Annotated in this window: 19 protein-coding genes and 5 tRNA genes; 11 read left to right on the plus strand and 13 right to left on the minus strand. The window is 70.2% G+C overall.

Features of this window, described 5'->3' with window-relative positions:
• Window positions 1-76: 76 nt before the first annotated feature.
• A complete protein-coding gene (gene ribA, locus ACFYNL_RS15855; protein WP_388802825.1) occupies window positions 77-721 on the plus strand; it encodes a GTP cyclohydrolase II in 645 nt (214 codons plus the stop codon).
• Window positions 722-801: 80 nt separating this feature from the next.
• Here ribA and ACFYNL_RS15860 read toward each other — a convergent pair whose 3' ends face one another.
• From ACFYNL_RS15860 to ACFYNL_RS15890, 7 genes are all read right to left on the minus strand, one after another.
• Window positions 802-4,083, minus strand: coding sequence for a S8 family serine peptidase (locus ACFYNL_RS15860; protein WP_388802828.1), 3,282 nt, complete (start codon window positions 4,081-4,083; stop codon window positions 802-804).
• A gap of 215 nt (window positions 4,084-4,298) precedes the next feature.
• A complete protein-coding gene (locus tag ACFYNL_RS15865) occupies window positions 4,299-5,078 on the minus strand; it encodes an MBL fold metallo-hydrolase (protein ID WP_388802831.1) in 780 nt (259 codons plus the stop codon).
• Between the two features lie 302 nt (window positions 5,079-5,380).
• The gene (locus ACFYNL_RS15870) at window positions 5,381-5,788 is read right to left on the minus strand and encodes a hypothetical protein (protein WP_388802834.1); all 408 of its coding nucleotides are present in this window, start codon (window positions 5,786-5,788) and stop codon (window positions 5,381-5,383) included.
• Window positions 5,789-6,375: 587 nt separating this feature from the next.
• Window positions 6,376-6,448, minus strand: a tRNA-Lys gene (locus ACFYNL_RS15875).
• A gap of 234 nt (window positions 6,449-6,682) precedes the next feature.
• Window positions 6,683-8,791, minus strand: coding sequence for a DEAD/DEAH box helicase (locus ACFYNL_RS15880; RefSeq protein WP_388802836.1), 2,109 nt, complete (start codon window positions 8,789-8,791; stop codon window positions 6,683-6,685).
• Between the two features lie 285 nt (window positions 8,792-9,076).
• Window positions 9,077-9,619 carry a hypothetical protein gene (locus ACFYNL_RS15885; protein WP_388802838.1) on the minus strand — a complete coding sequence of 181 codons (543 nt, stop codon included), beginning with the start codon at window positions 9,617-9,619 and terminating at the stop codon, window positions 9,077-9,079.
• A gap of 107 nt (window positions 9,620-9,726) precedes the next feature.
• Window positions 9,727-10,077, minus strand: a complete 351-nt coding sequence (locus ACFYNL_RS15890) for a metallopeptidase family protein (protein ID WP_388802840.1) — start codon at window positions 10,075-10,077, stop codon at window positions 9,727-9,729.
• An 83-nt stretch (window positions 10,078-10,160) separates the two neighbouring features.
• Between ACFYNL_RS15890 and ACFYNL_RS15895 the strand changes: the two genes are divergently transcribed.
• The 8 genes from ACFYNL_RS15895 to ACFYNL_RS15930 all read left to right on the plus strand — a co-directional run bounded on the left by ACFYNL_RS15895 (window position 10,161) and on the right by ACFYNL_RS15930 (window position 17,265).
• Entirely contained in the window at window positions 10,161-11,723 is a 1,563-nt protein-coding gene (locus tag ACFYNL_RS15895; protein WP_388802843.1) for a metallophosphoesterase, read from the plus strand.
• An 80-nt stretch (window positions 11,724-11,803) separates the two neighbouring features.
• Window positions 11,804-11,876: transfer RNA gene (locus ACFYNL_RS15900), tRNA-Glu, on the plus strand.
• 37 nt (window positions 11,877-11,913) lie between these two features.
• Window positions 11,914-11,988 (plus strand) — tRNA-Asp (locus ACFYNL_RS15905).
• A gap of 25 nt (window positions 11,989-12,013) precedes the next feature.
• Window positions 12,014-12,087 (plus strand) — tRNA-Phe (locus ACFYNL_RS15910).
• Window positions 12,088-12,252: 165 nt separating this feature from the next.
• Window positions 12,253-12,591, plus strand: a complete 339-nt coding sequence (locus tag ACFYNL_RS15915) for a DUF6233 domain-containing protein (RefSeq protein ID WP_388802846.1) — start codon at window positions 12,253-12,255, stop codon at window positions 12,589-12,591.
• Between the two features lie 133 nt (window positions 12,592-12,724).
• Complete coding sequence (gene hrpA / locus ACFYNL_RS15920; RefSeq protein ID WP_388802849.1) at window positions 12,725-16,702, plus strand: ATP-dependent RNA helicase HrpA; 3,978 nt, start codon at window positions 12,725-12,727, stop codon at window positions 16,700-16,702.
• 93 nt (window positions 16,703-16,795) lie between these two features.
• Window positions 16,796-16,870, plus strand: a tRNA-Asp gene (locus tag ACFYNL_RS15925).
• Between the two features lie 197 nt (window positions 16,871-17,067).
• On the plus strand, window positions 17,068-17,265 hold the full coding sequence (locus ACFYNL_RS15930; protein WP_388802852.1) for a DUF6274 family protein: 198 nt from the start codon (window positions 17,068-17,070) through the stop codon (window positions 17,263-17,265).
• A gap of 538 nt (window positions 17,266-17,803) precedes the next feature.
• Here ACFYNL_RS15930 and bldC read toward each other — a convergent pair.
• Together bldC and ACFYNL_RS15940 are read right to left on the minus strand one after the other, a co-directional pair.
• Entirely contained in the window at window positions 17,804-18,010 is a 207-nt protein-coding gene (gene bldC / locus ACFYNL_RS15935) for a developmental transcriptional regulator BldC (RefSeq protein ID WP_003949541.1), read from the minus strand.
• A gap of 591 nt (window positions 18,011-18,601) precedes the next feature.
• Window positions 18,602-19,444 (minus strand): hypothetical protein, encoded by an 843-nt coding sequence (locus tag ACFYNL_RS15940; protein ID WP_388802855.1) that lies wholly within the window; start codon window positions 19,442-19,444, stop codon window positions 18,602-18,604.
• 220 nt (window positions 19,445-19,664) lie between these two features.
• Between ACFYNL_RS15940 and ACFYNL_RS15945 the strand changes: the two genes are divergently transcribed.
• Both ACFYNL_RS15945 and ACFYNL_RS15950 read left to right on the plus strand, forming a co-directional pair.
• Window positions 19,665-20,753 (plus strand): Leu/Phe/Val dehydrogenase, encoded by a 1,089-nt coding sequence (locus tag ACFYNL_RS15945; protein WP_388802857.1) that lies wholly within the window; start codon window positions 19,665-19,667, stop codon window positions 20,751-20,753.
• Window positions 20,754-21,071: 318 nt separating this feature from the next.
• Window positions 21,072-21,323 carry a DUF3073 domain-containing protein gene (locus ACFYNL_RS15950; protein WP_388802860.1) on the plus strand — a complete coding sequence of 84 codons (252 nt, stop codon included), beginning with the start codon at window positions 21,072-21,074 and terminating at the stop codon, window positions 21,321-21,323.
• Window positions 21,324-21,394: 71 nt separating this feature from the next.
• On the opposite strand, the gene purM is transcribed toward ACFYNL_RS15950, so the two are convergent.
• From purM to ACFYNL_RS15970, 4 genes are all read right to left on the minus strand, one after another.
• A complete protein-coding gene (gene purM, locus ACFYNL_RS15955) occupies window positions 21,395-22,468 on the minus strand; it encodes a phosphoribosylformylglycinamidine cyclo-ligase (protein WP_388802863.1) in 1,074 nt (357 codons plus the stop codon).
• Window positions 22,469-22,502: 34 nt separating this feature from the next.
• The gene (gene purF / locus ACFYNL_RS15960) at window positions 22,503-24,032 is read right to left on the minus strand and encodes an amidophosphoribosyltransferase (protein ID WP_388802866.1); all 1,530 of its coding nucleotides are present in this window, start codon (window positions 24,030-24,032) and stop codon (window positions 22,503-22,505) included.
• A 61-nt stretch (window positions 24,033-24,093) separates the two neighbouring features.
• A complete protein-coding gene (locus ACFYNL_RS15965) occupies window positions 24,094-24,861 on the minus strand; it encodes an META domain-containing protein (RefSeq protein ID WP_388802869.1) in 768 nt (255 codons plus the stop codon).
• A 79-nt stretch (window positions 24,862-24,940) separates the two neighbouring features.
• Window positions 24,941-25,738, minus strand: coding sequence for a sterol carrier family protein (locus ACFYNL_RS15970; protein ID WP_388802872.1), 798 nt, complete (start codon window positions 25,736-25,738; stop codon window positions 24,941-24,943).
• Window positions 25,739-25,838: the final 100 nt, after the last annotated feature.

Genomic DNA, 25,838 nt, shown 5'->3' on the forward strand with positions numbered 1-25,838 from the left:
TGGGGTAGGGTCCCGGACCATGGAGCTGCTTCAAATCTGAAGCAGATGGTCCCCGTACGGAACCCGGAGAACCCGCATGCCCGACTTCATCGCCGCCGCCACCCAGCGCGCCCGCGTCCGGGTCCCGCTGCGCTTCCACGACGGCTACCGCGCCGACGCCGAACTGGTCACCTTCCACGGCCTGGCCGACGGCCGCGAGCACGTGGCCGTGGTCCTCGGCGACCCGGCGCCCGGCACCACCCCGCTGGTCCGGCTGCACTCCGAGTGCCTGACCGGAGACGTGTTCGGATCGGCCCGCTGCGACTGCGGCCCGCAGCTGCGCGAGGCCGTCGAGCGCATCGCCGAGCGCGGCGGCGTGCTGCTGTACCTGCGTCAGGAGGGCCGGGGCATCGGCCTCTACAACAAGCTCGACGCGTACGCCCTCCAGGACCAGGGCCTGGACACCTACGCCGCCAACACCGCCCTGGGCCTGCCCGAGGACGCCCGCGACTACACGGCGGCAGCCCAGATGCTCTCCGCCCTCGGCATCGGTGAACTCGATCTGCTCTCCAACAACCCCGACAAGGCGGACCAGTTGCGCACCCTGGGTGTCGAGGTCCGCGACCGCGTCCCCACCGGCGTCTTCGCCACCCCGGACAACGTCCGCTACCTGCGCGCGAAGGTCCTGCAGACCCAGCACACGCTCCCGCTGGGCGACCTGGCCGAGCTCGGCGTGGGCTGAGCGGAAGGTGTCCGCGCACACGGCAAGAGGAAGGGCGGGTGCCCGGCCCCGGACACCCGCCCCTCAACCGTGTGCGACGGCTACGGCGTGACCTTCTCGATCGTCACGCCACCCACGCCCGCGGTCGTCCCGCGCGCGTTCACCAGCCTCACCTCGCCGAGGAGTTCACGGCCCTCGGCCACCGCCTTCGCGACCGTGACCTGCGCCGAGACCTTCGTCGTGGCGCCCGTGCCGAGCTTGACCGGCGCCGACTCGTCGACGGCGACCTTGCCGAGGACGGAGGAGAAGAACACGTCCCGGTAGTCGTACGCGGTCGAACCGGACGGCACCTCGAAGCCCACGACCTCGACGGTGTACGTACCGGCGGCCGGGTTCGCGATCGAGACGGACTCGTCCGAGTCACCGTCCGCCGACTGGCCCGCGACCTTGCCCTGGGCGTCGTACACCGTCAGGTCGAGGTCGGCGCCCGCGTCGGAGACCCCGCCGATGGCGACGTCCAGCGACGTGGTGCCCTCCGGCACCTCCAGGGTGCTGGTGTGCGTCTCGCCGCCCTTGATGGTCGGTCGCTCGGTCTTCGACGAGCCGAGGGCGCCGCCCTTCAGGGTGCCCTCGACGGCCGCCAGCTTGTTGGTCACCGTCCAGGAGGCGTCGACCGGCGTGCCGACCTTGGCCTCGGGCACGGTCACCGACTCCGGGTCGAAGGACGCGTTGTACACGGTGGCGTCCAGCTTGTACGGGTTGTCCAGCGGCACCGAGGTGCGCCGCGCGTCGACCTCGATCTCCCAGACGCCGGGCAGCGGGTCCGCGTAGGAGGCGATGTCGGTGGTCTTCGTGTCGTCGTCGGCGACCGGGACGCCGTACGGGTTGATGGCGCTGAACACCGTCCGGCTGCCCTCCTTCAGGCCGCCCAGCGTCACCTGGAGCGACTTCGCGCCCTCGGGGACGGTGACGAAGTACGACTTGAAGCCGTTGCGCTCCACCGAACCGGAGGCGGTGAAGGTGTGGTTCACCGGCTTGGAGACCACGACGGTGTTCAGGATCTGCTTGTCGACGCCGACCGTCCTCGGGTCGTCGGCCTCCAGGATCACGCTCTTGATGCCCGCGTGCTTCGGCGCGGCCTGGAGCTTCACGGTCACCGGCTTGTTCAGCGGCAGCTTCACCGCGTGCGGGCCGAGGATCTTGAAGGTGCCGGCCTTGTTGTTGGCCAGCCGCAGGGTGTGCGGGAGCGAGCCGGCGGGGCCGGACGTACGGGTGATGGTGACGTCGTACGTCTTCCTCTTCTTGGCCTTCAGACCGCCCTCGCGGTCGTAGACGCCGGTGCCGAAGCCCGGGGTCTTCAGCGCCTGGTCGAGCGCGGTGTCGACCGGGGCCTTGACCGTGTAGTCGTGGGCGGTGGCGCCCGCCCGGATCGCCTTCCAGGCGTCGACGACGTCGATGAGGCCGGCACCCTCCTCGTACGCCTGGAGCCCCTTGATGTGCCGGGCCGTCGAGGTGAGCGCGGTGCGCAGCTTCTCGGGGGTGAGGTCGATGCCCTTCTGCTCGGCGGCCGACAGCAGCAGGGCGCTGGAGCCGGCGGCCTGCGGGGCCGCCATCGAGGTGCCGTTGTACATGGCGTAGCCGGCCGGCAGCTTCCAGCCCGCCTCGGCGATGGGCGCGCCGGGCATCCAGGCCGGGATCGTGCTGACCGCGGCGCCGGGGGCGACGACGGTCGGCGTGAAGCCGCCGTCCTCACGCGGGCCGCGCGAGGAGAAGTTGAACAGCTGGTACGCGTTGCGCACACCGGTGCCGTAGTTGGCGGCGAACGTCTCCTTCGAGACGCCCGCGCCGACCGAGAGGACCTTGTCGGCGAGGCCCGGGTCGCCGATGGTGTTGGCGCCGGGGCCGGAGTTGCCGCCGGAGATGACGAGCTGGACGCCGTAGGTATCGATCAGCCGGGTGTACATCTCGGCACGGGCGTTGTTGCCGTCGTTCAGCGGGGGCAGGCCGCCGATGGACATGTTGACGATGTCGACGCCGCGGTTGGCGACGAGGTCGATCATGCCCTCGGTGAGCGCGACGTTGGAGCAGCCGGGGCCGAATACGCAGGCCCGGGACGAGACGATCTGGGCGCCGGGGGCGGCGCCGTTCATCTTCTTGCTGCCCAGCAGGCCGTGGGCGGCGGTGATGCCGGCGACGTGGCTGCCGTGCGATCCGGCGGTGAGGCCGATGTTGACGAAGTCGGCCTTCTTGCCGACCCAGTCGCCGCCCAGCGGGTCCATGGGGACGTCCTTGCGGACCTCCACCACGAAGTCCTGGCTCTCGGGGATGTCCGTGGCCGGGTTGTCGGTGCCGAAGCGGCCGACCTGGTGGCCGTCCTTGTACGGCTTCATCGGGGTGTCGTCGGTGAAGTCGCCGTTGTCGTTCACGTCGACGGTGACCGTGCCGGCGGCCGGGTCGTAGAGCACGCCCCAGTCGTCGGTGGTGTCGCCGTCGCGGTTGACGTCACCGTCGGCGTCGCCGTCCGCGGCGCTGCCCTGCGCGGTGACGGCCTCACGGAAGGTGCTGATCCGGTACGAGCCCTCGGGGGCCTTCCAGCTCTTGTCGCCGAAGGTGAAGGCAGGCCCGGAGACGGAGGTGGTCATCGCCCGCCAGGTGCCGTCGCCGTCGACGATCGGGTCGGTGGCGGTCACCCAGTCGACGATCTTGCGCTCACCGGTCGTCGTCTTCTGCAGCGCCGGGCTCGCGAGGTCGACACCGGAGTCCAGGACGCCGATGGTCACGCCGCGGCCGTCGGCCTTCGGGTTCTTCTTCACGAAGTCGACCGCGCCCGTCTCGAAGGACGGGTTGTACGGGTTCTTCGCGGGGGTGTCCTTGCCGGGGCCGGGGTAGGTCGCCGTGGAGGCACTCGACCTGCCGCCGCCGTCGAGGACCGGCTCCTCCAGGGGTATCTCGTCGCGCAGGTCGATGGCCTGCACGGAGGAGAGCCTGGCGGCGGCCGCGATGGCCGAGTCCGCCCTGCCGGTCGGCACGGTGGCCCGCACGTAACCGAGCTTGTCGTACGTACGGCCGACGGAGCCGCCCTTGACCGCGTCCAGCTCCTCGGCGACCTTCTCGGTCTGCCCGGGTGCCGTGGCGATCATCATCGTGACGGTCTTGTCGCGTTGCGCCTTGGCCTCGGCGAGGAGATCGGCGTCGTCCGAACCGAGCTTGTCATGAGCGGACTTGACGCCCGGGTCGGCCACGGGGGCGGCGGGGCCGTCCGCGGCGAGGGCGAGGGGTACGGGCCCGGCCGCGGAGAGCGCGGCTACGAGGCCGGCGGCCACCGCGATACGGACGGCGCGTTTCGCGCCCGGTATCGGGGCCGGGTGGGGGGTGGTGGGCATGGTGATCCCTGGTGCTGAAGGAATGTAGGCATCGGCGGCCGTATCGAGCACCTTCGACCGCCGCGGTCCGGAATGTGACTCCGGATGATCGCCTAGCTTCCCTCAAGGGATCTGTTTCTGTTGTTACTTCATCGTGAAGAGATCACCAGCTGACGCAAACTCGCCATACGCCACTGGGGACTTAGTGGAACATGCTGCGACATTCCCCTGAGCGGTCAGTCGAGCCCGAGTCGTTCACTCAGCCCCGCCCGCGCGAACGCGGCCACCAACTCCGCCCGGCCCTCGGTGAAGTGGGCCCAGCTGTCGAAGTGGACGGGAACGACCCGGCGGGCCCCGAGTATCCGGGCGGCCTCGGCGGCACGGGCGCTGTCGAGGGTGAGCAGCCGGCCGTCGAGGACGGCCCCGCGGGCGGCGCCCGCGAACAGCACGGCGGTGTCCACCGGCCCGAACCGCTCGGCGATCTCCCGGACCGGGCCGAGCTGGGCGTTGTCCCCGCTGACGTAGACCGTGGGCAGCCCGTCCCCGGTCAGCACGAACCCGACGACCTGCCCGAGGACCGCTTCGAGCTCCGCACGCTCCCCCGGACCGTGCAGAGCAGGCACCCCGGTCACGGTGATCGCACCCCCGCCGGGCCGCTCCACCGCCACGGACTCCCAGTCCCGCAGCCCCCGGGCGGTACCGCCGAGGCGCTTTGCCCCGCTCGGCGTGGTCAGGGTGAGCGGCACGTCGGCCAGCAGTGCCCGCCCGGAGACGTCGAGGTTGTCGGGGTGCTCGTCGTGCGAGAGCAGCACCACGTCGACGGGGCCGAGCGCGGCGGGCGAGACGGAGGAGGCGGCGGTCTTCGTCAGCCTGTGACCGCCGTCCAGGGAGTAGTCGCCCGGTGCGTCGAAGGTGGGGTCGGTGAGAAGCCGCAGGCCGCCGTACTCGATGAGGGCGGTGGGTCCGCCGAAGACGCGGACGGGGACCTGCTCGGAGGTGTCACGGGTGACGGTCATCAACAAACCTCACGGTTGAAGGGTGGCTGTTCCGTGAGATCAACCTAGCCGCATCTCACGGAAAGCCGCAAGCGAAAACGTGAGAATGCGAAAGTCGCCCGGCGCGGACCACGACCATCACGGGCCGGAAACGAGGCAGCGCCCGAGCCGACCGAAGCCGACCCGGGCGCTGCGTGGCACGTCGGAGGGCACAGGCCCCGCCTACCAGCGGTCGCGGCCCTGACATGGCGGAGGTCCGTGCGAACCCTTCCGGGACCACACGGACCTCCTGTCGTCTCCCGTCACCTGCCCATCGGGCCGGCTCAGTCGGGTGGTTCGGTTCCTGCCGCGTTCGACGGCGTCGGTACGACCCCGGGCAGCGGGGCCATCACCCAGTCCCCGTCCTCCCAGGCGACCGTCTCCGTGACGCGGACGGGTTCGTCCTCCGCACGTGCGGTGCCGGTCATGTCGACCCTCCACACCCCCTCGAACTCCGAGGTACGGCTCCACCGGACATCCCAGTCCTGTCCGCCGTACGCCTTGATCCGGGCTCGGGCGTCCTGGTCGCCCTGAGGGTGTGCGTCGAGAAGCCGGGCCAGGCCGCTCTCGTCCGACTCGTTGAGGAACTCCACATAGTCGTGCAGGAAACGGTCCTGGTCCCCCAGATCGGGGGACTTCGCCTCAGCGCCGTCCCCGCCACCACACGCGGTGAGCAGTACCGCGCAGAGCACGGCGAGCAGCAGCCCGGCGCGACGCCGCCACGAACGGTGGCCGCGCCTGTCAGGTGCGGAAGGCCCAGCCTGCAGAGGTCGTCCAGGTTGTGGGCACGGTCGCTGCACAGGGCAGAGGCCGCCCGGTGGTTGACGTTGACCCAGAATGTCGTTCGGTTCGGGGAGTTGGACCACCGGTTCGTGCATCTCTCGCAGGCCCCGCAGGTCAGGCCGCGGATTTCCTTCCTTGCGGCCGCAGCGGTGGCAGGGCTTCCCGATGGCGCCGCCGGCGTCGCGGGACCCGCGCTCGCTGGTCGGTGCTGTGGCGGGTCGACCAGCGCCGTGCTGCCCCGAGGGCGCGGGACCCGTCGGGCCGCGCCCTGGAGTCGTCGTGCGACCAGGCATTCGTCTCGGCGAAGAGCAGCACGATGCGGCCATCCGCCTTGTCATGACGTGCCCCTTCGGAAGTGGACGGGCATCCCCACGAGTCCCACCACGAGCGCATCCGCTCCCGCATGCACCCGGAAACGAAGCAACGCCCGAGCCAGCCGAAGCCGACCCGGACGCTGCGTAGCAGGTCAGAGGCCGTTTACCTCCCCCGCCACCGGTAGGCCCTGTGGGACTCGAACCCACAACCAATGGATTAAAAGTCCACTGCTCTGCCAATTGAGCTAAGGGCCCAGGCGATGTTGCCACCCCGAGCATAGCCGGACGTCGCCGCATCGCCGATCGGGTATCGGGGTCACGGCCGCGTCGGCGGTGGCGGAGGGCGGTGGGAAGAACCGTCCGGCGACATCTGACGGCCTGCCAGGCACGCCGGAGCGGGGCAGGCGTCCAGGGCGCGTCCAGCGGCGGCGGACGCGGAAGGGCCCGCACGACGGACATCGTGCGGGCCCTTCCCTGGATCAGTTGGCGTCAGCCGTTGCGCTTCCAGCGCGGCTTGTCCTCACGGCGCCCGAAGGAGCCGCCGCCGCGGTGGTCGTCACGACGGCCGTACGGCCGCTCGTGGCCGCCGGAGCGGAAACCGGGCCGGTCGTCGCGGCGGTCCCGGTTGAAGGGACGGTCGCTGCCTCGGTGACCGCCACGCTCGTCGCGCCGCTCGAAGGAACGTCCGGCCCGGTCGTCCCGACGGAAACCGCCGCGGTCGCCGTCCCGACGCTCGAAGGAACGCCCACCACGGTCGTCCCGGCGCTCGAAGGAGCGCCCACCACGGTCGCCCCGGTCGTCCCGGCGGAAACCACCGCGGTCGCCGTCCCGACGCTCGAAGCCACGGTCGCGGTCACGGTCGCGGTTGAACCCACCACGGTCGTCCCGACGCTCGAACGAACGCCCACCACGGTCACCCCGGTCGTCCCGACGGAAACCACCGCGGTCACCGTCCCGACGCTCGAAGCCACGGTCACGGTCACGGTCGCGGTTGAACCCACCACGGTCGTCCCGACGCTCGAACGAACGCCCACCACGGTCACGGTCGAACGAACGCTCCCGGTCCCGGCCGAACTCACGGTCACGGCGCTCACCGCGCTCGGCCCGGTCGACGTCCTGCGCGACCGGCTGCTCGGGCACGGCCACCTCGACGGCCTCGACGACCGCGGAAGCCTGCTCCGCCTGGGCCTCGGCCACCGCCGCCGACGGGTCCTCGCCGCGCTCACGGGCGACCCGGGCGACCAGCCGGTCGGCCTCCTCACGCAGCTCCGCGGCACGCCGCTGCGCCCGCTCCAGCTGCTTGGTCAGCTGGGCCACCTCGCGCTCGGCCTGCTGAGCGGCGTTGCCCGCCGACTCCGCCTGCACCTCGGTCATCGAACGGGCGCCGGTGATCTCGGCGACCTCCGGATCGAAGGCGGCACCGCCCTGGATGATGTGGCGCGAGGCGTCGACGCCCGCGTCCTCCATCAGCCGGAAGATCTGCCGGCGCTGGTGCGGCAGCGACAGGGAGACGACCGTGCCCGTGCGCCCCGCACGCGCCGTACGGCCGGCCCGGTGCAGGTAGTCCTTGTGGTCACCGGCCGGGTCCACGTTCAGGACGAGGTCGATGCCGTCGACGTGGATACCGCGAGCGGCGACGTCGGTCGCGACGAGCACGTTGACGTACCCGTCCTTGAAGTCGGCCAGCGTCCGGGTCCGCGCGCCCTGCGTCATGCCGCCGTGCAGCGCGTCCGCCTTCACGCCGGCGTCGCGCAGTTGCTCGGCGACACGGTCGGCGCCCAGCTGGGTGCGCACGAAGATGATCGTGCGACCCTTGCGGGAGGCGATCGCGGCGGTGACCGGCGCCTTGTCCTTCGGCTTCACGATCAGGATGTGGTGCGACATGGTCGTCACCGCGCCCTGCGCCGCGTCCACCTCGTGCAGGACCGGATCGCTCAGGTACCGGTCGACGAGGGTCTTGATCTCGTTCTCCATCGTCGCGGAGAACAGCATCCGCTGACCGCCCGCCGGAACCTGGTCCAGCAGCTCGGTGACCTCGGGCAGGAAGCCCAGGTCGGACATCTGGTCGGCCTCGTCGAGGACGGCGACCTCGACGTCCTGCAGGGAGCAGGCGCCGCGGTTGATGATGTCGCGGAGCCGGCCCGGGGTGGCGACCAGCACGTCCACGCCCCGCTCCAGGGCGTAGATCTGGTTGCCCATGGACGTACCGCCGCAGACGACCTTCATCTTCAGGCCGAGCTGGTCGCCGTAGGGCTGGAGCGCGTCCGCGACCTGCATCGCGAGCTCACGGGTCGGGGTGAGGATGACGGCGCGCGGCTTGTGCTTCTCGGTGCGGCCGCCGGACAGGCGGGCCAGCGTCGGCAGGCCGAACGACAGCGTCTTGCCGGAGCCGGTGCGGCCACGGCCGAGGATGTCCTTGCCGGCCAGGGCGTCCGGGATGGTCGCCGCCTGGATCGGGAAGGGCACGGTCACGCCGTTCTGCGCGAGCTTGCGCACGACGCCCTCGGGGAGACCGAGGTCCCCGAAGGTGATCTCGGGGGCAGCCGTCTCTTCGGTGCTCTCGGGCACGACGACGTGATCAGTACTGGAAATGGACATGCGTATGCGAAACCTTCCGGAGTCTCGTCGGCACGCGCCCGTCAACTCCGTGATTCGCAATACGACCGCCTCAATGCGGTCCGCCACGGCAAGGGAGAGTACGCGCCACACGGCGCGCTCTGTGGTGGCGCCGGGCAAATGGGATCAAACGATCTACCACCATACGCACCCCCAACCCCCGAAGGCAAACCAGCCGTCACCCATGTAGGCAACGTCACGTGCCACCGCCCCCACGCCCCCGTCGGCGCTACCCGGTCCGACCCGGCCGAGCCCGCCGTCCGCGCCTCACGCCGGCGCCCCCGCGGCCGGAGCGGGCTCCCGCTGAGCCAACTGCGGCCCGGTCTCCTCATGTGCCGACGACGACGGCTCGGCCTGCGTGGGCGTCGGCGAGACGGGCGTCGGCTGCTCCGTCGGCGTCGGGTCCGGATCCGGCGTCCGCGTGGGCGTCGGCTCGACCGGACGCGTCGGCCCCGGCTTCGCGCTCTGCCCCGGCCCGCCCGCCGCGGGAGGGGACGCGCTCACCCCGGCCGACGGCGAGACGGCCGGAGACGCCGACCTCGCGGCCCGCTCCTTCTCCTTGCCCTTCCGCTTGCCCTTGCCGTCCTTCCCCCGCCGCGGCTTGCCGGCTTCGGCGTGCGCCCCGACCCCGGATCCGCCACCCGACACCGCCGACCCGCCGTCGGGCGCCTCACCACCCCGCCGCCCCGCGGACGGCGACGGCTTCGCATCACCCCCACCGCCGTCATCGCCCACGCTCATACAGCCGGCGGCGGCAGCCACGGCCACAGCCGCGGCGGCCAGACGGACGGATACGTACAAGGGGCGCACGGAAGCCACCTCCAGGGGCGGGCGAAGAAGTCAACCTGCCCAACTCCCGCCGCCCACAAGAAGACACGCGCCCCTCGGCACGGCCTCAGGCCCTCACCGGCACCCGCTCACCCGTACCCGAGCGCGTGCAGCCGGGCGTCGTCGATCCCGAAGTGGTGGGCGATCTCGTGCACCACCGTCACCTCGGTCTCCTCGACGACCTCCTCCCGGGACTCGCACATCCGCAGCGTCGGCCCCCGATAGATCGTGATGCGGTCCGGCAGCACCCCGGCGTACCACTCCCCCCGCTCGGTCAGCGGCGTCCCCTCGTACAACCCGAGCAGCTCGGGATCGTCGGACGGCGGCTCGTCCTCCACGAACACCGCGACGTTGTCCATCAACCGCGTCAACTCCGGCGGAATCCGGTCCAGCGCCTCGGCAACCAGTTCCTCGAACTCCTCGCGCGTCATCTCCAGCACAGGCCCATTGTCCGCCACGCCCCCCGCCAAGAGGCCGCCAACGGCCCCGCATATCCGGCTCGGCACCCGGGCATACGGCACCAATGGCCCGCGTCCCCGCCGCAGTCATGAAAGTCCTCGGGCACCTCCCCAGGGCGCCCCGCGCCCTCGCCCGCCGCTACGCCACCCACCGGCCCCACCCCACCCCGGAACTCACCACCCGGCCCCACCCCTGGACCCGCGCCGTCGGCCTGGTCACCGTCGTCCTCCTCGGCACCTGGCTCGGCCTGCTCGTCGTCGGCAACGTACGCGTCCCCGTCGGCCCCATGAACACCACGATGACCCTGCGTCCCTCCCTCACGGGCGGCACGAAGATCAACATCTCCCCGCTCGGCGCACTCCAACTGGACAGCCACATCGCACCCGTCCGCCTGGACGTCAACGTCGACCAGCTCGACCCCGAACGCGCCCAAGCCCTCGTCGACCACCCCGAACGGCTCTCCGGCCTCCAGGACGAGATCGCCCAGGACATCACCGACGGCACCCGCGACCTCGCCCTGCGCAGCTGCGTCGCCGTCGTCACCGGAGCCGCCGCCCTCAGCCTCGCGATCCACCGCCGCCCCCGCCGCGCCCTGGCCGCCGGCGGTCTCGCCCTCACCGTCCTGGCGGCCTCCGGCGGCACCGCCTTCGCCACCTGGAACCCCGACTCGGTCCTGGAACCGAAGTTCTCGGGCCTGCTCTCCTCCGCGCCGTCCGTGGTCGGCAACGCACGCAGCATCGTCACCGAATTCGACGTCTACCAGAAGGAGTTGGCCCGCCTGGTCACCAATGTGACCAAGCTCTACGACGCCACCTCCACGCTCCCCGCCTACGCCCCCGACCCGAGCACCATCCGCGTCCTGCACGTCTCCGACATCCACCTCAACCCGGCGAGCTGGAAGATCATCGCCTCGCTCGTCGACCAGTACGAGGTCAACGTGATCGTCGACTCCGGCGACACCATGGACCACGGCACCGCCGCCGAGAACGGCTTCCTCGACCCCATCGAGGACCTCGGCGCCCCCTACGTCTGGGTCCGCGGCAACCACGACTCCCGGGAGACCCAGCGCTACCTGCGGGGCCTGAAGAACGTCCACGTCCTGGACGACGGCGGGGCGAAGAACGTCGCCGGGCTGCGCTTCGCCGGCATCGGCGACCCCCAGTTCACCCCCGACCGCTCCACGGTCCCCGGCGGCGACGCCGCCAACGAACTGGCCGGCGCCCGCCTCGCCACCGCCCTGCGCGACCAGAAGACCGCCGGCACCCCCGTCGACGTCGCCGTCGCCCACGAACCGGTCGCCGCCCGGCAGACCGACGGCGAGGTCCCCCTCGTCCTGGCCGGCCACGTCCACCACCAGGAGATGGAACTCCTCCCGTACGGCACCCGCCTGCGCATCGAGGGCTCCACCGGGGGCAGCGGCCTGCGTGCCGTCGAGGGCAAGCACCCCGACCCCATCCAGACCTCGATCCTCTACTTCGACCGCGACACCCGCCGCCTCCAGGCCTGGGACGAGATCGAACTGGGCGGTCTCGGACTGACGACGGCGGAGGTGAGGCGCCACCTCGTCGAGGAGAACCAACCCAGCGCGACCGACTCCCCGACCGCCCCTGTCAGCCCCTCCCCGTAAACCGTTTTGGCGATACCTCCCGCCATCCCATATGCTTCTCACGTCCCCGACGCGCTGAGAAGCGCCCAGGCGGGCCGATAGCCCTCATCGTCTAGCGGCCTAGGACGCCGCCCTTTCAAGGCGGTAGCACGGGTTCGAATCCCGTTGGGGGCACGCAACATCGTGTGCGACACTGTCGTACACATCGCTTGGTCCTGTGGAGCAGTTTGGAGTGCTCGCCACCCTGTCAAGGTGGAGGCCGCGGGTTCAAATCCCGTCAGGACCGCTGAGGCTTTACCCAAAGCCTCGACGGCTGGGTAGCTCAGTTGGTACGAGCGTCCGCCTGAAAAGCGGAAGGTCGCCGGTTCGACCCCGGCCCCAGCCACCGTCAGCCCCACCAGGGCATACGGCCCCACCGAAGATCTTCGGTGGGGCCGTTTTCGTGTCGGGTACGCCCTCGGGTACGCCAGGTGATGTCACCGCGGCGGTTGACCGGCGAACAGCGGGCCGTGTTCACCTCGGGGACGCCTCAGCGCATAGAATCGAACATGTGAACGACCCTGTCCCGTCGAGACTCGTGCTGCTCCGCTTCCTGGAGCGGGTGCAGCTCAGGGACCTGGAGCGCACCCGCCGGTGGATCGCGGACGAGGAACGGCGCGACGCCGAGCGGCAGCGCGGCATGAACGCCCGCCCGACGCCGCCGGAATGGCTTCTCGAACGGGGCCTGTCCGGACGGGCCCCCGCCTACGTCCACATCGGCGGCTGCTGGAACGCCGGCAAGCGGTCGAAGGGCATCACACGGGACCAGGCGCTGCGCGCCCTCACGGAGCAGGGCGTGCCGCACTGCCCGCACTGCCGCCCGGACACCGCGCTGGGCATCCTCGACTGAGCACCTTCGGCGCGCTCCACCACGCGCCCATGACCGAAGTCACGGCACATGGCCCACCCGGTCGGCCCGTCCGGTGCGGCGAGGGCAAAAGCGTTCGCCAGGGATTTCGGTGGGATGAGATCCTGGACCGCGTATGTCTACGCATCCCGCCCCCGCCCTCGGCGCCCTCGCCCCCCGTCTGAACGAGCTCTCGCTGCGTGACGCGCAGCGGCTCGGGCGGCGGCTCGACGGTGCCCGCAAGATCCGTAAGCCGGAGGCACGGGCCGCCGTGCTCGCCGAGATCGAGGCCGAGGTCGCGAAGGGCGAGGAGCGGATCGCCGCCCGGCGCGGCCGTGTGCCCGCTGTCCGGTATCCGGAACAGCTGCCCGTCAGTCAGAAGAAGGACGACATCGCGGCGGCCATCCGCGACCACCAGGTCGTGATCGTCGCCGGTGAGACGGGTTCCGGCAAGACGACGCAGATCCCGAAGATCTGTCTTGAGCTGGGGCGGGGCGTGCGCGGCATGATCGGGCACACGCAGCCCCGGCGTATCGCCGCCCGTACGGTCGCAGAGCGGGTGGCACAGGAGCTGGACTCCCCGCTGGGTGAGGCCGTGGGCTGGAAGGTCCGCTTCACCGACCAGGTGAACCCGGAGGCCACGTTCATCAAGCTGATGACGGACGGCATCCTCCTCGCCGAGATCCAGACCGACCGCGAGCTGCGCGCCTACGACACGATCATCATCGACGAGGCGCACGAGCGGTCCCTGAACATCGACTTCCTGCTGGGGTACCTGGCCCAGCTGCTGCCGAGGCGGCCCGACCTGAAGGTCGTCATCACCTCGGCGACCATCGATCCCGAGCGTTTCTCCCGGCACTTCGGGGACGCGCCGATCATCGAGGTCAGCGGACGGACGTACCCGGTGGAGGTGCGGTATCGCCCCCTGCTCGAGGAGGACTCCGACGACTCCGACCGTGATCAGATCACCGCGATCACGGATGCCGTCGAGGAGCTCATGGGCGAGGGCAAGGGCGACATCCTCGTCTTCCTCTCCGGTGAGCGGGAGATCCGGGACACGGCGGACGCGCTGACGAAGAAGCAGTACCGGTTCACCGAGATCCTGCCGTTGTACGCCCGGCTCTCCCATGCCGAGCAGCACCGGGTCTTCCAGCCGCACACCGGACGCAGGATCGTTCTGGCGACCAACGTGGCGGAGACGTCGCTGACGGTCCCGGGCATCAAGTACGTCATCGATCCCGGCTTCGCCCGGATCAGCCGCTACAGCCACCGTACGAAGGTGCAGCGGCTGCCCATCGAGCCGATCTCGCAGGCGAGCGCGAACCAGCGCAAGGGCCGCTGCGGCCGGACCAGCGACGGCATCTGCATCCGGCTGTACTCGGAGGACGACTTCCTCGCCCGTCCGGAGTTCACGGACGCCGAGATCCTGCGCACCAACCTGGCCTCGGTGATCCTCCAGATGACGGCGGCCGGCCTCGGCGACATCGAGAAGTTCCCCTTCATCGATCCGCCGGACCACCGCAACATCCGCGACGGCGTGCAGCTCCTGCAGGAGCTGGGGGCGCTGGACCCGACGCAGAAGGACGTACGCAAGCGGCTGACGGACACCGGCCGCAAACTCGCCCAGCTGCCGGTCGACCCGCGGCTCGCCCGCATGGTGCTGGAGGCCGACCGCAACGGCTGTGTGCGTGAGGTCATGGTCATAGCGGCCGCGCTGTCCATCCAGGACCCGCGTGAGCGCCCGGCCGACAAGCAGGCGCAGGCCGATCAGCAGCACGCCCGGTTCAAGGACGAGACGAGTGACTTCCTCGCGTTCCTGAACCTGTGGCGTTACGTCCGTGAGCAGCAGCGCGAGCGCGGTTCGTCGTCGTTCCGGCGGATGTGCAAGCAGGAGTACCTGAACTTCCTTCGCATTCGCGAGTGGCAGGACATCTACAGCCAACTGCGCACGGTGGCCAAGCAGATGGGCATCCACCTCAACGAGGAGGACGCCCCCGCCGACCGGGTCCACGTCTCCCTGCTGGCCGGTCTGCTGTCGCACATCGGCATGAAGGACGTGAAGGAGTCGAAGGACTCCGGTCCCGGCGCCCGCAAGGACGGCGGTCGCAACGAGTACCTGGGCGCCCGGAACGCCAAGTTCGCGATCTTCCCGGGTTCGGCCCTGTTCAAGAAGCCGCCGCGGTTCGTGATGTCGGCCGAGCTGGTGGAGACCTCCCGGCTGTGGGCCCGGGTCAACGCGAGGATCGAGCCCGAGTGGGTCGAACCGCTCGCCGAGCACCTCCTCAAGCGCACGTACTCCGAGCCGCACTGGGAGAAGGACCAGGCGGCGGTGATGGCGTACGAGAAGGTGACGCTGTACGGCGTCCCGATCGTCGCGCAGCGCAAGGTGAACTACGGCCGGATCGATCCGGAGGTCAGCCGCGAGCTTTTCATCCGCAACGCGCTGGTCGAGGGCGACTGGCGCACGCACCACAAGTTCTTCGCGGACAACCGCAGACTCCTCAGCGAGGTCGAGGAGCTGGAGCACCGGGCGCGGCGCCGGGACATCGTGGTCGACGACGAGACGCTGTTCGACTTCTACGACCAGAAGGTCCCCGAGCACGTGGTGTCCGGGGCGCACTTCGACTCGTGGTGGAAGCGCAAGCGGCATGAGCAGCCGGACTTCCTGGACTTCGAGCGCGAGATGCTCATCCGGGAGTCGGCCGAGGCGGTCACGAAGGCGGACTATCCGGACTCCTGGCGGCAGGGGGCGCTGAAGTTCCGGGTGACGTACCAGTTCGAGCCGGGTGCGGACGCGGACGGCGTGACGGTCCACATCCCGCTCCAGGTGCTGAACCAGGTCACCGACGAGGGGTTCGACTGGCAGATCCCCGGCCTGCGCGAGGAGTTGGTGACGGAGCTGATCCGTTCCCTGCCGAAGCCGATCCGTCGCAACTACGTGCCGGCGCCGAACTTCGCCAAGCGGTTCCTGCAGCAGGCGGTCCCCGGGCAGGAGCCGCTGACGGTGACCATGGCGCGCGAGTTGAAGCGCATGGTCGGGGTGCCCTTCACCGCGGACGACTTCGACTGGGCGAAGGTCCCGGACCATCTGCGCGTCACGTTCCGGGTCGTCGACGAGCGGCGTCGCAAGCTCGCCGAGGACAAGGACCTGGAGGCGCTGCGGCTGCGTCTGAAGCCGAAGGCCCGCAAGGCCCTGTCGCAGGCCGCCGCGGCCACCGCGTCCCGTCAGGGCGGGGAGTCGCTGGAGCGCACGGGCCTGACGGACTGGACGATCGGCACGCTGAGCCGGGTCTTCGAGACACGGCGGGCCGGGCAGCCGGTGAAGGCCTATCCGGCGCTGGTGGACGACGGTGACACGGTCTCGGTCCGGCTCTTCGACACGGAGGCGGAGCAGCAGCAGGCGATGTGGCGGGGCACGCGGCGGCTGATCCTGCGCAACATCCCGGTCAATCCGGCGAAGTTCGCGAGCGACCACCTGACGAACGCCCAGAAGCTGGCGCTGTCGGCCAACCCCCACGGTTCGATGCAGGCCCTGTTCGACGACTGTGCGCGGGCGGCGGCGGACAAGCTGGTCGGCGACTTCGGCGGCCCTGCCTGGGACGAGGAGTCGTACCGGAAGCTGTACGAGAAGGTGCGCGCCGAGATCGTCGACACGACGGTCCGTACGGTGGGCCAGGTGCAGCAGGTCCTGGCCGCCTGGCAGGCCGCTGAGCGCCGTCTGAAGGCGGTGAGCAGTCCAGCCCTGCTGGCGAACCTCACGGACGTCCGCAAGCAGCTGGACGCCCTCGTGAGGCCGGGTTTCGTGACGGAGGCGGGTCTGCGCCGGCTGCCGGACCTGATGCGGTACCTGATCGCGGTGGACCGCCGTCTCCAGCAGATGCCGACCAACGTGCAGCGGGACACGACGCGCATGCAGAAGGTCCACGAGATGCAGGACGAGTACGCCTGGCTGCTGGAGCAGATGCCGCAGGGCCGCCCCGTCCCGCAGCAGGTCCTGGACGTCCGCTGGATGCTGGAGGAGCTGCGGGTGAGCTATTTCGCCCACGCGCTCGGCACGGCGTACCCGGTCTCGGACAAGCGGATCGTGAAGGCGATCGACGCGCTGGCGCCGTAACGGGCCGTGCACGTTGGGTGAGTTCGACCAGGGGCTCACCCTCCTGTACAGTCTCTTCTCGCAGCGCAACGCACAAATCGCGCAGCGAAACCTGGTCCTGTGGAGCAGTTTGGAGTGCTCGCCACCCTGTCAAGGTGGAGGCCGCGGGTTCAAATCCCGTCAGGACCGCAGAAAGAAGAAGGCCCGCATCCGCGAGGATGCGGGCCTTCTTCGTGTCCCGGCAGGTTCGGTGACATCCCGGCGCACGGACCCGGCGCGGAAAGCGACGGCCGCGCCCGGCAGGGCCCCCGGCCACCTTGACGGAGTCACATTCGCTCGGTACTCACGAATCAGGGCACCTTCCCGCGCAGCCCCGGAGGTGGCGTATGGCGGCATCGGTTAGGCACGAGACGCGGGCCCTGCTCCGCGCACACCTGTCCGCCGCCTCCTCCTACCGACGGCACCTGACCCGTCACTGCCCGATCTGCCATCGCCTGCTACGGCTGGCGATGGACTCCCCGCCGGGCGCCGCCCAGGCGGCCGAAGACCAGGTGGCGGACGGAGAAAGCCCTTCCACCGCGTGACCGCCGAGGCGGGCGTCGCGGGTCTCAACTCCCGTGCCGCCATGGGGCGCTGACACACCCGCACCCCTTTAGCGCACCGGGGCCAGCGGCAACAAGAACCGGGGCATGTGACGGGTGTCACCGCATGAGTTTCCGGAAGTGCGGTACTTACACCCCGCCTACAAGTGGTCAATTTAATATGTGCAATTGCACCAGCTTCCCGTGTTCACCCCGTGCACGCTGAGCGACCATCCCGGGCAGGCCCACAGGAGCTCCAACCCGCGCGGCCGGCCCTCGGCGGGCCCGTCCACAGGGCCGACGGCCGGTCACCGGCCGGCACTCGAACCCCCGGCCCCAACACTCTGCGCACACAAAAAAGGATCGCGCTGGACCCGGCGGAGTCCAGCGCGATCCACGACGCACCCTTGTTGCGTGCCTCAAGTGCTCTGATCGGCTTGGGCGTGAGTTCTGTTGGGGCAGAACCCGCGTCGCTTGGAGCTAGAGTTCGGGCGCCACGGCGAGTTGGGGGAACTGCCGGTTTGCCCGGTTATGGAGTTGTTCAGGCCTCGCTGCGCTGCTGCGGGATGCCCGCGAGCAGTGCGCGGACCTCGGCCTCGCGGTAGCGGCGATGCCCGCCGAGCGTGCGGATGGAAGTGAGCTTCCCAGCCTTCGCCCACCGCGTGACCGTCTTCGGGTCCACACGGAACATGGTGGCGACCTCAGCCGGGGTCAGCAGCGGCTCGGCATCAGGGGTGCGAGCGGTCATGAGCGGCCTCCTCGGGAGAACCGAACCTTCTCGGTTCTTTCCTCTAAATTCTGCACCTTGACCCGCGTTGCCCGAAATGGCGGACGCGAGTCGAGTCGGTTATAGGACGAACGGCTTGTCCTCGGCACTACAACTACACCATCTGTCCAGCCGCGTCGGCCAAACCGATGGAATTGCCCTCCCAGGTGTTCATCAGCGACGGAAGCCGATGGACCATGCCATAGCGGACAGTCACGCCACTGTGACGATCAGTCACAGTGGCGTGCAGGAGTCTCAAGACCCCCCAAAGCGTGCAATGTCGAGCTGGAGTCCTCCCCGGACTCCTTGTCCTATTTTGGCACGAGGGGGGGTTAGGGGCGCAAGGGCCGCGTACGTGCGGTCCATCACGCTTACGCGCGTTGAAGCCCCCTTGATGCATACGCCCGGATCGGGCCCTACATCCCTTGTTGACGAGGCATCAAGAACCCCAGAACGAGCACGAAACCCCAAATCGGGCGGGCCGTCAAACGCCAGTTCGTTATGTCACGCAGTGCGCTACGTCACACCGGCCTCGGCGACACGTCACACCCGACCGCTCGGTTCGCCGACCGCTCAGTTCGCCGACTGCCGGTCGCGCACGGACCGCCACCGCTCCACGAGCCGCCCGTAGGCCTCCCCCGCCGCCGCCCCGTCGCCGCGCCGCAGCGCGTCGATGCCGTGGGCCACGTCGGCCGCCGAGTGGTCGTCCTCCAGCTCCCCGGCCGGCAGGGCGTGCACCAGACCGCCGTAGTCCAGCTCGACCAGGGAACGCGGGTGGAACTCCTCCAGCCAGCGCCCGACGTCCACCAGTCCGTCGATGAGCGGCCCTTCGTCGATGGCGTCCCTCAACGTCCGCAGAGCCCGCGCCACCCGCCGCCGCGCCTCCACCATCGGCGTCCGGTAGCGCAGCATCGGCGGGACCTCGCCCGAGCCCTTGTCGAAGCGCCGCTCCTCGTCGGACACGAGCACGAACCAATGCAGCGGCACCTGCCAGGTCGAGGTGCGGATCCAGGGCCGGGCGTCCGGGTTGCGGGCCAGCCACCGCTCGTAGTCCTGGGCCGCCTGCCGCCGTACGACCTCCGGCAGCACCGCGTCCAGGACCGCCCTCGGCAGTTCCTCGGCCAGCTCCCCGAGCGCCTGCCAGCCGCGCAGCCGGGTCCGCCAGGGACACACGCACAGCACCCCGTCCACCTCCAGTACGAAGGCGTCGCTGCTCTCGTGCACCGGCACGGGGATCGGCGGGGTCGGCAGCAAGTCCGCCAGGGAGCGGCGCAGTTCGTCCTGGTACGAGGGACGGTCGGGGCGGCGGGCATAGCGGTCCCAGTGGCCGCGCTCCGGCTCGGGGAAGGCGGCCAGCGGCTCGTACACCCGCAGATAGGTCGCGTACGGGACGATCACCGAGGACACCTTGGGCACGCCTGCTCCCTCCCCCGCCGTCTGCCAGGAAAACCTGCGAAACCCGCTCACAAACGGGCGGGAAAACTATGCAAATCGTCGCACGGTTGTACTCCGGGAGTAGGTGATCCTGAGCACTGCGGGTTCAGCGGGCGCTCACGGGTCTAATCTCATGCTCACAGCCCCCGCCACCCGTACGGGAGCCAGCTCCTTTCGCCGCAAGTACTCAGGAGTCACCACAGTGACCGACGTAACACACGGCGTCCTGCACACCCTGTTCCACTCGGACCAGGGGGGTCATGAGCAAGTCGTGCTCTGCCAGGACCGCGCCAGTGGCCTCAAGGCCGTCATCGCCATCCATTCCACCGCTCTGGGCCCCGCCCTCGGCGGCACGCGCTTCTACCCGTACGCGACCGAGGAAGAGGCCGTCGCCGACGCGCTGAACCTCGCGCGCGGGATGTCCTACAAGAACGCCATGGCCGGTCTCGACCACGGCGGCGGCAAGGCCGTCATCATCGGCGACCCCGAGAAGATCAAGTCCGACGAGCTGCTGCTGGCCTACGGCCGGTTCGTCGCCTCGCTCGGCGGGCGGTACGTCACCGCGTGCGACGTCGGTACGTACGTCGCCGACATGGACGTCGTGGCCCGCGAGTGCCGCTGGACGACCGGGCGCTCCCCGCAGAACGGCGGCGCGGGCGACTCCTCCGTGCTGACCGCCTTCGGCGTCTACCAGGGCATGCGGGCCAGCGCCCAGCACCTGTGGGGCGACCCCTCCCTGCGCGGCCGCAAGGTCGGCATCGCGGGCGTCGGCAAGGTCGGCCACCACCTGGTCGAGCACCTGCGCGCGGAGGGCGCCGAGGTCGTCGTCACGGACGTGCGCGAGGAGGCCGTCGGCCGGATCCTCGCGGCTCACCCGACGGGCGTCACGGCAGTCGCGGACACCGCGACGCTGATCCGCGCCGAGGACCTCGACATCTACGCCCCCTGCGCGCTCGGCGGAGCCCTGAACGACGACACCGTGCCGGCGCTGACCGCCAGGGTGGTGTGCGGCGCGGCCAACAACCAGCTCGCCCACCCGGGTGTGGAGAAGGACCTCGCCGACCGCGGGATCCTCTACGCGCCCGACTACGTGGTGAACGCCGGCGGTGTCATCCAGGTCGCCGACGAGCTGCACGGCTTCGACTTCGACCGCTGCAAGGCGAAGGCCGCGAAGATCTACGACACCACGCTGGCCATATTCGCACGTGCGAAGACGGACGGGATTCCGCCGGCTGCCGCGGCCGACCGGATCGCCGAGCAGCGGATGGCGGAGGCCCGCGGGGCGCTCTGATCCGCCCGTTCGGCCGAACGGACCCGACCCATGACACGGGTTTGGCCGGTACCCGCCGGTGGGCAGTTGGAGAGAACTCTCACTTTCACCGGCGGGTCGACCGTCGATAAGTGGTTAAAATCGCGGTTGACCAGCGAGGACGGGGCGCCTCGAAGGTCCTGTGCACACGCGCGTGCTGCGGGCGACGTACCGTATGGGCGCGGGCTCAGGTACCGTGGAAGCCCTACGGACCGGCCTCTCCATGGAGAGTCCGTTCCGGATCATGAACGCGTGTCAGACTCTGGGGCCGTCGAGCCCCGTCGTTGAGGGGGTCGAGCCATGGGGCGCGGCCGGGCCAAGGCCAAGCAGACGAAGGTCGCCCGCCAGCTGAAGTACAACAGCGGTGGGACTGACCTCTCACGCCTGGCTGAAGAGCTGGGCGCATCGACATCGAACCAGTCGCCGAACGGCGATCGTTTCGAGGACGATGAGCAGGACGACGACCTGTATTCGCGGTACGCCGACCTCTATGAGGACGGCGACGACGACGAGGACGACGAGGGATCCTCGCAGCAGCGTCGCGGCGCTTGACCTCGCACTGAGCACTCACCCGGTCGGTGACTCCGGTCACCGACCGGGTTCTGTGCTGCCTGCGGGGGATATCAGGCGGAGTAGTCGCCGACCAGGGCGGCGCCCGTCTCGTGCTCGCCCCTGTCCGTGATCTCGCCCGCGACCCATGCCTCGACCCCGCGGTCGGCCAGTGTCGCCAGGGCGGCGTCCGTGGACTCCTCGGGCACGATCGCGATCATGCCGACGCCCATGTTCAGCGTCTTCTCCAGCTCCAGGCGCTCGACGGAGCCGGTGGTGCCGACGAGGTCGAAGATCGGGGCCGGGGTCCAGGTGGTGCGGTCGACGATCGCGTGCAGGCCGTCCGGGATCACCCGGGCCAGGTTGGCCGCGAGGCCACCACCCGTGACATGGCTGAAGGCGTGCACCTCGGTGGTGCGGGTGAGGGCCAGGCAGTCCAGCGAGTAGATCTTGGTGGGCTCCAGCAGCTCCTCGCCGAGGGTGCGGCCCAGCTCGTCGATCCGCGTGTCCAGGGCAAGACCGGCCTGGTTCAGCAGGACGTGCCGGACGAGCGAGTACCCGTTCGAGTGAAGACCGGACGCCGCCATGGCGACCACCGCGTCACCCTTACGGATGCGATCGGCGCCCAGCAGCCGGTCGGCCTCCACGACGCCCGTACCGGCGCCGGCGACGTCGAAGTCGTCCTCGCCCAGCAGGCCCGGGTGCTCGGCCGTCTCACCGCCCACCAGGGCGCATCCGGCGAGCACACAGCCCTCGGCGATGCCCTTGACGATGGCGGCGACCCGCTCGGGGTGGACCTTGCCGACACAGATGTAGTCGGTCATGAACAGCGGCTCGGCGCCGCACACCACGATGTCGTCCATGACCATGGCGACCAGGTCGTGGCCGATGGTGTCGTAGACGCCCATCTGGCGCGCGATGTCGACCTTGGTGCCGACGCCGTCGGTGGCGGAGGCGAGCAGCGGGCGCTCGTAGCGCTTGAGGGCGGAGGCGTCGAAGAGGCCGGCGAAACCGCCGAGGCCGCCGAGGACCTCGGGGCGCTGGGTCTTCTTCACCCACTCCTTCATCAGCTCGACCGCGCGGTCTCCCGCTTCGATGTCGACGCCGGCAGCCGCGTAGGAAGCACCGGGAAGGGCAGTCTCAGACATTGCCTGGGATCTTTCGGGTTGGGTTCTACGGGGCTTACGGGCGACGGATCGCGTCGACGGCAGCCGGGGCGGCCGTGCCGGCCGCGAGCTCGGTCTCCAGGAGCTGCTTGCCGAGCAGCTCGGGGTCCGGGAGCTCCATCGGGTACTCACCGTCGAAGCAGGCGCGGCACAGGTTCGGCTTGGCGATGGTGGTCGCCTCGATCATGCCGTCGATGGAGATGTACGCCAGCGAGTCGGCGCCCAGCGAGGTGCCGATCTCCTCGATGGTCATGCCGTTGGCGATGAGCTCGGCGCGGGTGGCGAAGTCGATGCCGAAGAAGCACGGCCACTTCACGGGCGGCGAGGAGATCCGGATGTGGACCTCGGCCGCGCCCGCCTCGCGGAGCATGCGGACCAGGGCGCGCTGGGTGTTGCCGCGCACGATCGAGTCGTCGACGACGACCAGGCGCTTGCCCTTGATGACTTCCTTCAGCGGGTTCAGCTTCAGGCGGATGCCGAGCTGGCGGATCGTCTGCGAGGGCTGGATGAATGTACGGCCGACGTACGCGTTCTTCACGAGCCCCGCGCCGAACGGGATGCCGCTGGCCTCCGCGTAGCCGATCGCGGCCGGCGTGCCGGATTCCGGGGTCGGTATGACCAGATCGGCCTCGACCGGGGCTTCCTTGGCGAGCTTGCGGCCCATCTCCACGCGGGAGAGGTACACGTTCCGGCCGGCGATGTCGGTGTCCGGGCGGGCCAGGTACACGTACTCGAAGACACAGCCCTTGGGCTTCGCGTCCGCGAACCGGGAGGTGCGCAGGCCGTTCTCGTCGATGGCGACGAACTCGCCGGGCTCGATCTCGCGGACGTAGCTGGCGCCGACGATGTCGAGGGCGGCGGACTCGGACGCGGCGACCCAGCCCCGCTCCAGGCGGCCGAGCACCAGCGGGCGGATGCCCTGCGGGTCACGGGCGGCGTAGAGGGTGTGCTCGTCCATGAAGACGAGGGAGAAGGCGCCCTTGACCTGCGGGAGGACCTGGTGGGCCGCCTCCTCGATGGTCAGCGGCTTGCCGTCCTCGTCCGTCTGGGCCGCGAGCAGCGCGGTCAGCAGATCGGTGTCGTTGGTGGCCGCGACGCGCGGGGTGCGGCCGCCTTCCTGCTTGGGCAGGTCGGCGACCATCTCCGCGAGCTGGGCCGTGTTGACGAGGTTGCCGTTGTGGCCGAGCGCGATGGAGCCGTGCCCGGTGGCGCGGAACGTCGGCTGGGCGTTCTCCCACACGGAGGCGCCGGTGGTCGAGTAGCGGGCGTGTCCGACCGCGATGTGACCCTGGAGCGAACCGAGCGAGGTCTCGTCGAAGACCTGGGAGACCAGGCCCATGTCCTTGAAGACGAGGATCTGGGAGCCGTTGCTGACCGCGATTCCCGCGGATTCCTGGCCCCGATGCTGGAGGGCGTAGAGCCCGAAGTACGTGAGCTTTGCGACCTCTTCACCCGGAGCCCAGACACCGAAGACGCCACACGCGTCCTGGGGGCCTTTCTCGCCGGGAAGTAGATCGTGATTGAGTCGACCGTCACCACGTGGCACGGTTCCGAGTGTAGGCGAGGTCGACCACTGGTCCGAATTGGGGATACGCGACCGTAAAGGATCACTCAGCGGCGGTCGCGTTGACGCTCTGGCCGTTTTCGCTGGTCAGAGTGAGGTTCCGGTGATCCAGTCGGTAGGTCACGGTGCCGTCGAAGAGCCGGAGGAGGGCCTTCTCCGTTTCCATGAGTGAGGTGTCGCACATCATTCGGGTGGTGGACGCGGTGCCCAGCGTGATACTGCCGTCGCTGACCGTTGCCTTCGCCTTCACCCTGTTGCAGCCGAGGCTGCCGCTGACCTGCCCGGTCTTCTCGTCGAAGGTGAGGTGCGCCTTGCCGTCGGCGTCGGGGCTGGTGATGGTCCACTTCGTGCCCTTGAGCGGGGCCGCCTCCTGCTTGGTGAGGGCCACCTTGTCGCCGTCCTTCGTGGTGAGGGTGAGCTTGTCGCCGTCGACCTCGGTGGTGAGGTCGCCGTCGGCGAGGACGCGGGAGAGGGTCTGCTCGAAGTTCGGGGGCACGCCCTCACAGGCCATCTCGGTCGCGTGGAGCTTGTCGAAGGTGACGTGGCTGTCCTCGAAGGAGGCGTCGGCTCCGAAGTTGTTGCAGCCGAGGTTGCCCTTGACCTCGCCGCCGTCGGCGATCCGCAGGTAGGCGCCGCCCGGGGCGGCGTTCTTCCTGCCGTCGACGGTGACGTCGTCGACCGACCAGTGCGCGCCGGAGACGGAGGCCGAGGCGCCGGCGCCGACCGAGTCGCTGCCCGCCTTCTCATTGCCGCAGGCGATGGCGAGCGGGAGCAGGGTCAGCGCGGCGAGGGCGGTCAGTCGCTTGTCCATGCGGAGAGTGCCGAGTGTGTTCATGCCGGTGGGACGGGAGGGACACGGGACCGGTTCCGCCGGGTTCCGCCCACCGGTGTCAGCCCATGAGCGGCAGCAGTCCGCCCAGGTCGGCTCGCTCCCCGCTCGCGCTGACCCGGGCCTGCGCGAGCGCGTCCCGCCACCGCAGCCGTCCGGTCGCGAGCCGGATCCAGGTCATCGGGTCGGTCTCGACGACGTTCGGCGGGGTCCCCCGGGTGTGCCTGGGTCCCTCGACGCACTGCACGACGGCATACGGGGGGATCCTCACCTCGGTGGAGCCGCCGGGCGCCCTGGCGGCGAGCGCGTCGGCGAGCAGGCGGGTGCAGGCGGCGAGGGCCTGGCGGTCGTACGGGATGTCGAGGCCGGGGACGGCGGCGTTCAGGTCGTCGGTGTGGACGACGAGTTCGACGGTACGGGTGACCAGGTAGTCGGCGAGGGTCATGGCGCCGGTGCGGGCGGCGAGCAGGCGGTCGCCGGGTGCCTTCGCCAGCCGGTGCGTGAGGCGTTCCTCGGTGCGGGCGTACAGGGCGTCGAGGTCGGGGTGGGCGGCGGACAGCTCCCGGGTGTCGCCGGCGATGTCGTCGGCGCGGGCGGCGGTGGCGAAGGGCCAGTCCAGCAGGGTGAGCTCCACCTTGGCCGGCTCGTCGCGGTCGAGGTTGCGGCTGACGCTCTCCACGCCCATGGCCACGTGCGCGGCCAGGTCGCGTACGGTCCAGCCGGCCAGGCGGGTGGGCAGGGCGAGCCGGTCGTCGGTGAGGGTGCGCACGGCCTGCCGGACGTTCCCGAACTGGGTGAGGACCGCCGTGCGGATCTTGGCCGGGTCGTAGGTGCGGGCGCGCTTCTTGGCCGGGGACATGGCGGTGAGCCTAGTCGTGGTGGGGCAACCGGCCGACGGTGAGCGGGCGGTGGAGGACACGCGAAGGCCCCGCCGGAGTCCTGGACTCGGCGGGGCCTTC

The organism is Streptomyces sp. NPDC007808, from assembly GCF_042868655.1.
Classification (GTDB): Bacteria; Actinomycetota; Actinomycetes; order Streptomycetales; family Streptomycetaceae; genus Streptomyces.

Excerpts from the sequence above, each read along its gene's own strand:
- ribA (WP_388802825.1), top strand. The coding sequence starts at position 77 with ATGCCCGACTTCATCGCCGCCGCCACCCAGCGCGCCCGCGTCCGGGTC.
- ACFYNL_RS15860 (WP_388802828.1), bottom strand. The coding sequence starts at position 4,083 with ATGCCCACCACCCCCCACCCGGCCCCGATACCGGGCGCGAAACGCGCC.
- ACFYNL_RS15865 (WP_388802831.1), bottom strand. The coding sequence starts at position 5,078 with ATGACCGTCACCCGTGACACCTCCGAGCAGGTCCCCGTCCGCGTCTTC.
- ACFYNL_RS15880 (WP_388802836.1), bottom strand. The coding sequence starts at position 8,791 with ATGTCCATTTCCAGTACTGATCACGTCGTCGTGCCCGAGAGCACCGAA.
- ACFYNL_RS15895 (WP_388802843.1), top strand. The coding sequence starts at position 10,161 with ATGGCCCGCGTCCCCGCCGCAGTCATGAAAGTCCTCGGGCACCTCCCC.
- hrpA (WP_388802849.1), top strand. The coding sequence starts at position 12,725 with ATGTCTACGCATCCCGCCCCCGCCCTCGGCGCCCTCGCCCCCCGTCTG.
- ACFYNL_RS15930 (WP_388802852.1), top strand. The coding sequence starts at position 17,068 with ATGGCGGCATCGGTTAGGCACGAGACGCGGGCCCTGCTCCGCGCACAC.
- bldC (WP_003949541.1), bottom strand. The coding sequence starts at position 18,010 with ATGACCGCTCGCACCCCTGATGCCGAGCCGCTGCTGACCCCGGCTGAG.
- ACFYNL_RS15950 (WP_388802860.1), top strand. The coding sequence starts at position 21,072 with ATGGGGCGCGGCCGGGCCAAGGCCAAGCAGACGAAGGTCGCCCGCCAG.
- purM (WP_388802863.1), bottom strand. The coding sequence starts at position 22,468 with ATGTCTGAGACTGCCCTTCCCGGTGCTTCCTACGCGGCTGCCGGCGTC.
- ACFYNL_RS15965 (WP_388802869.1), bottom strand. The coding sequence starts at position 24,861 with ATGGACAAGCGACTGACCGCCCTCGCCGCGCTGACCCTGCTCCCGCTC.
- ACFYNL_RS15970 (WP_388802872.1), bottom strand. The coding sequence starts at position 25,738 with ATGTCCCCGGCCAAGAAGCGCGCCCGCACCTACGACCCGGCCAAGATC.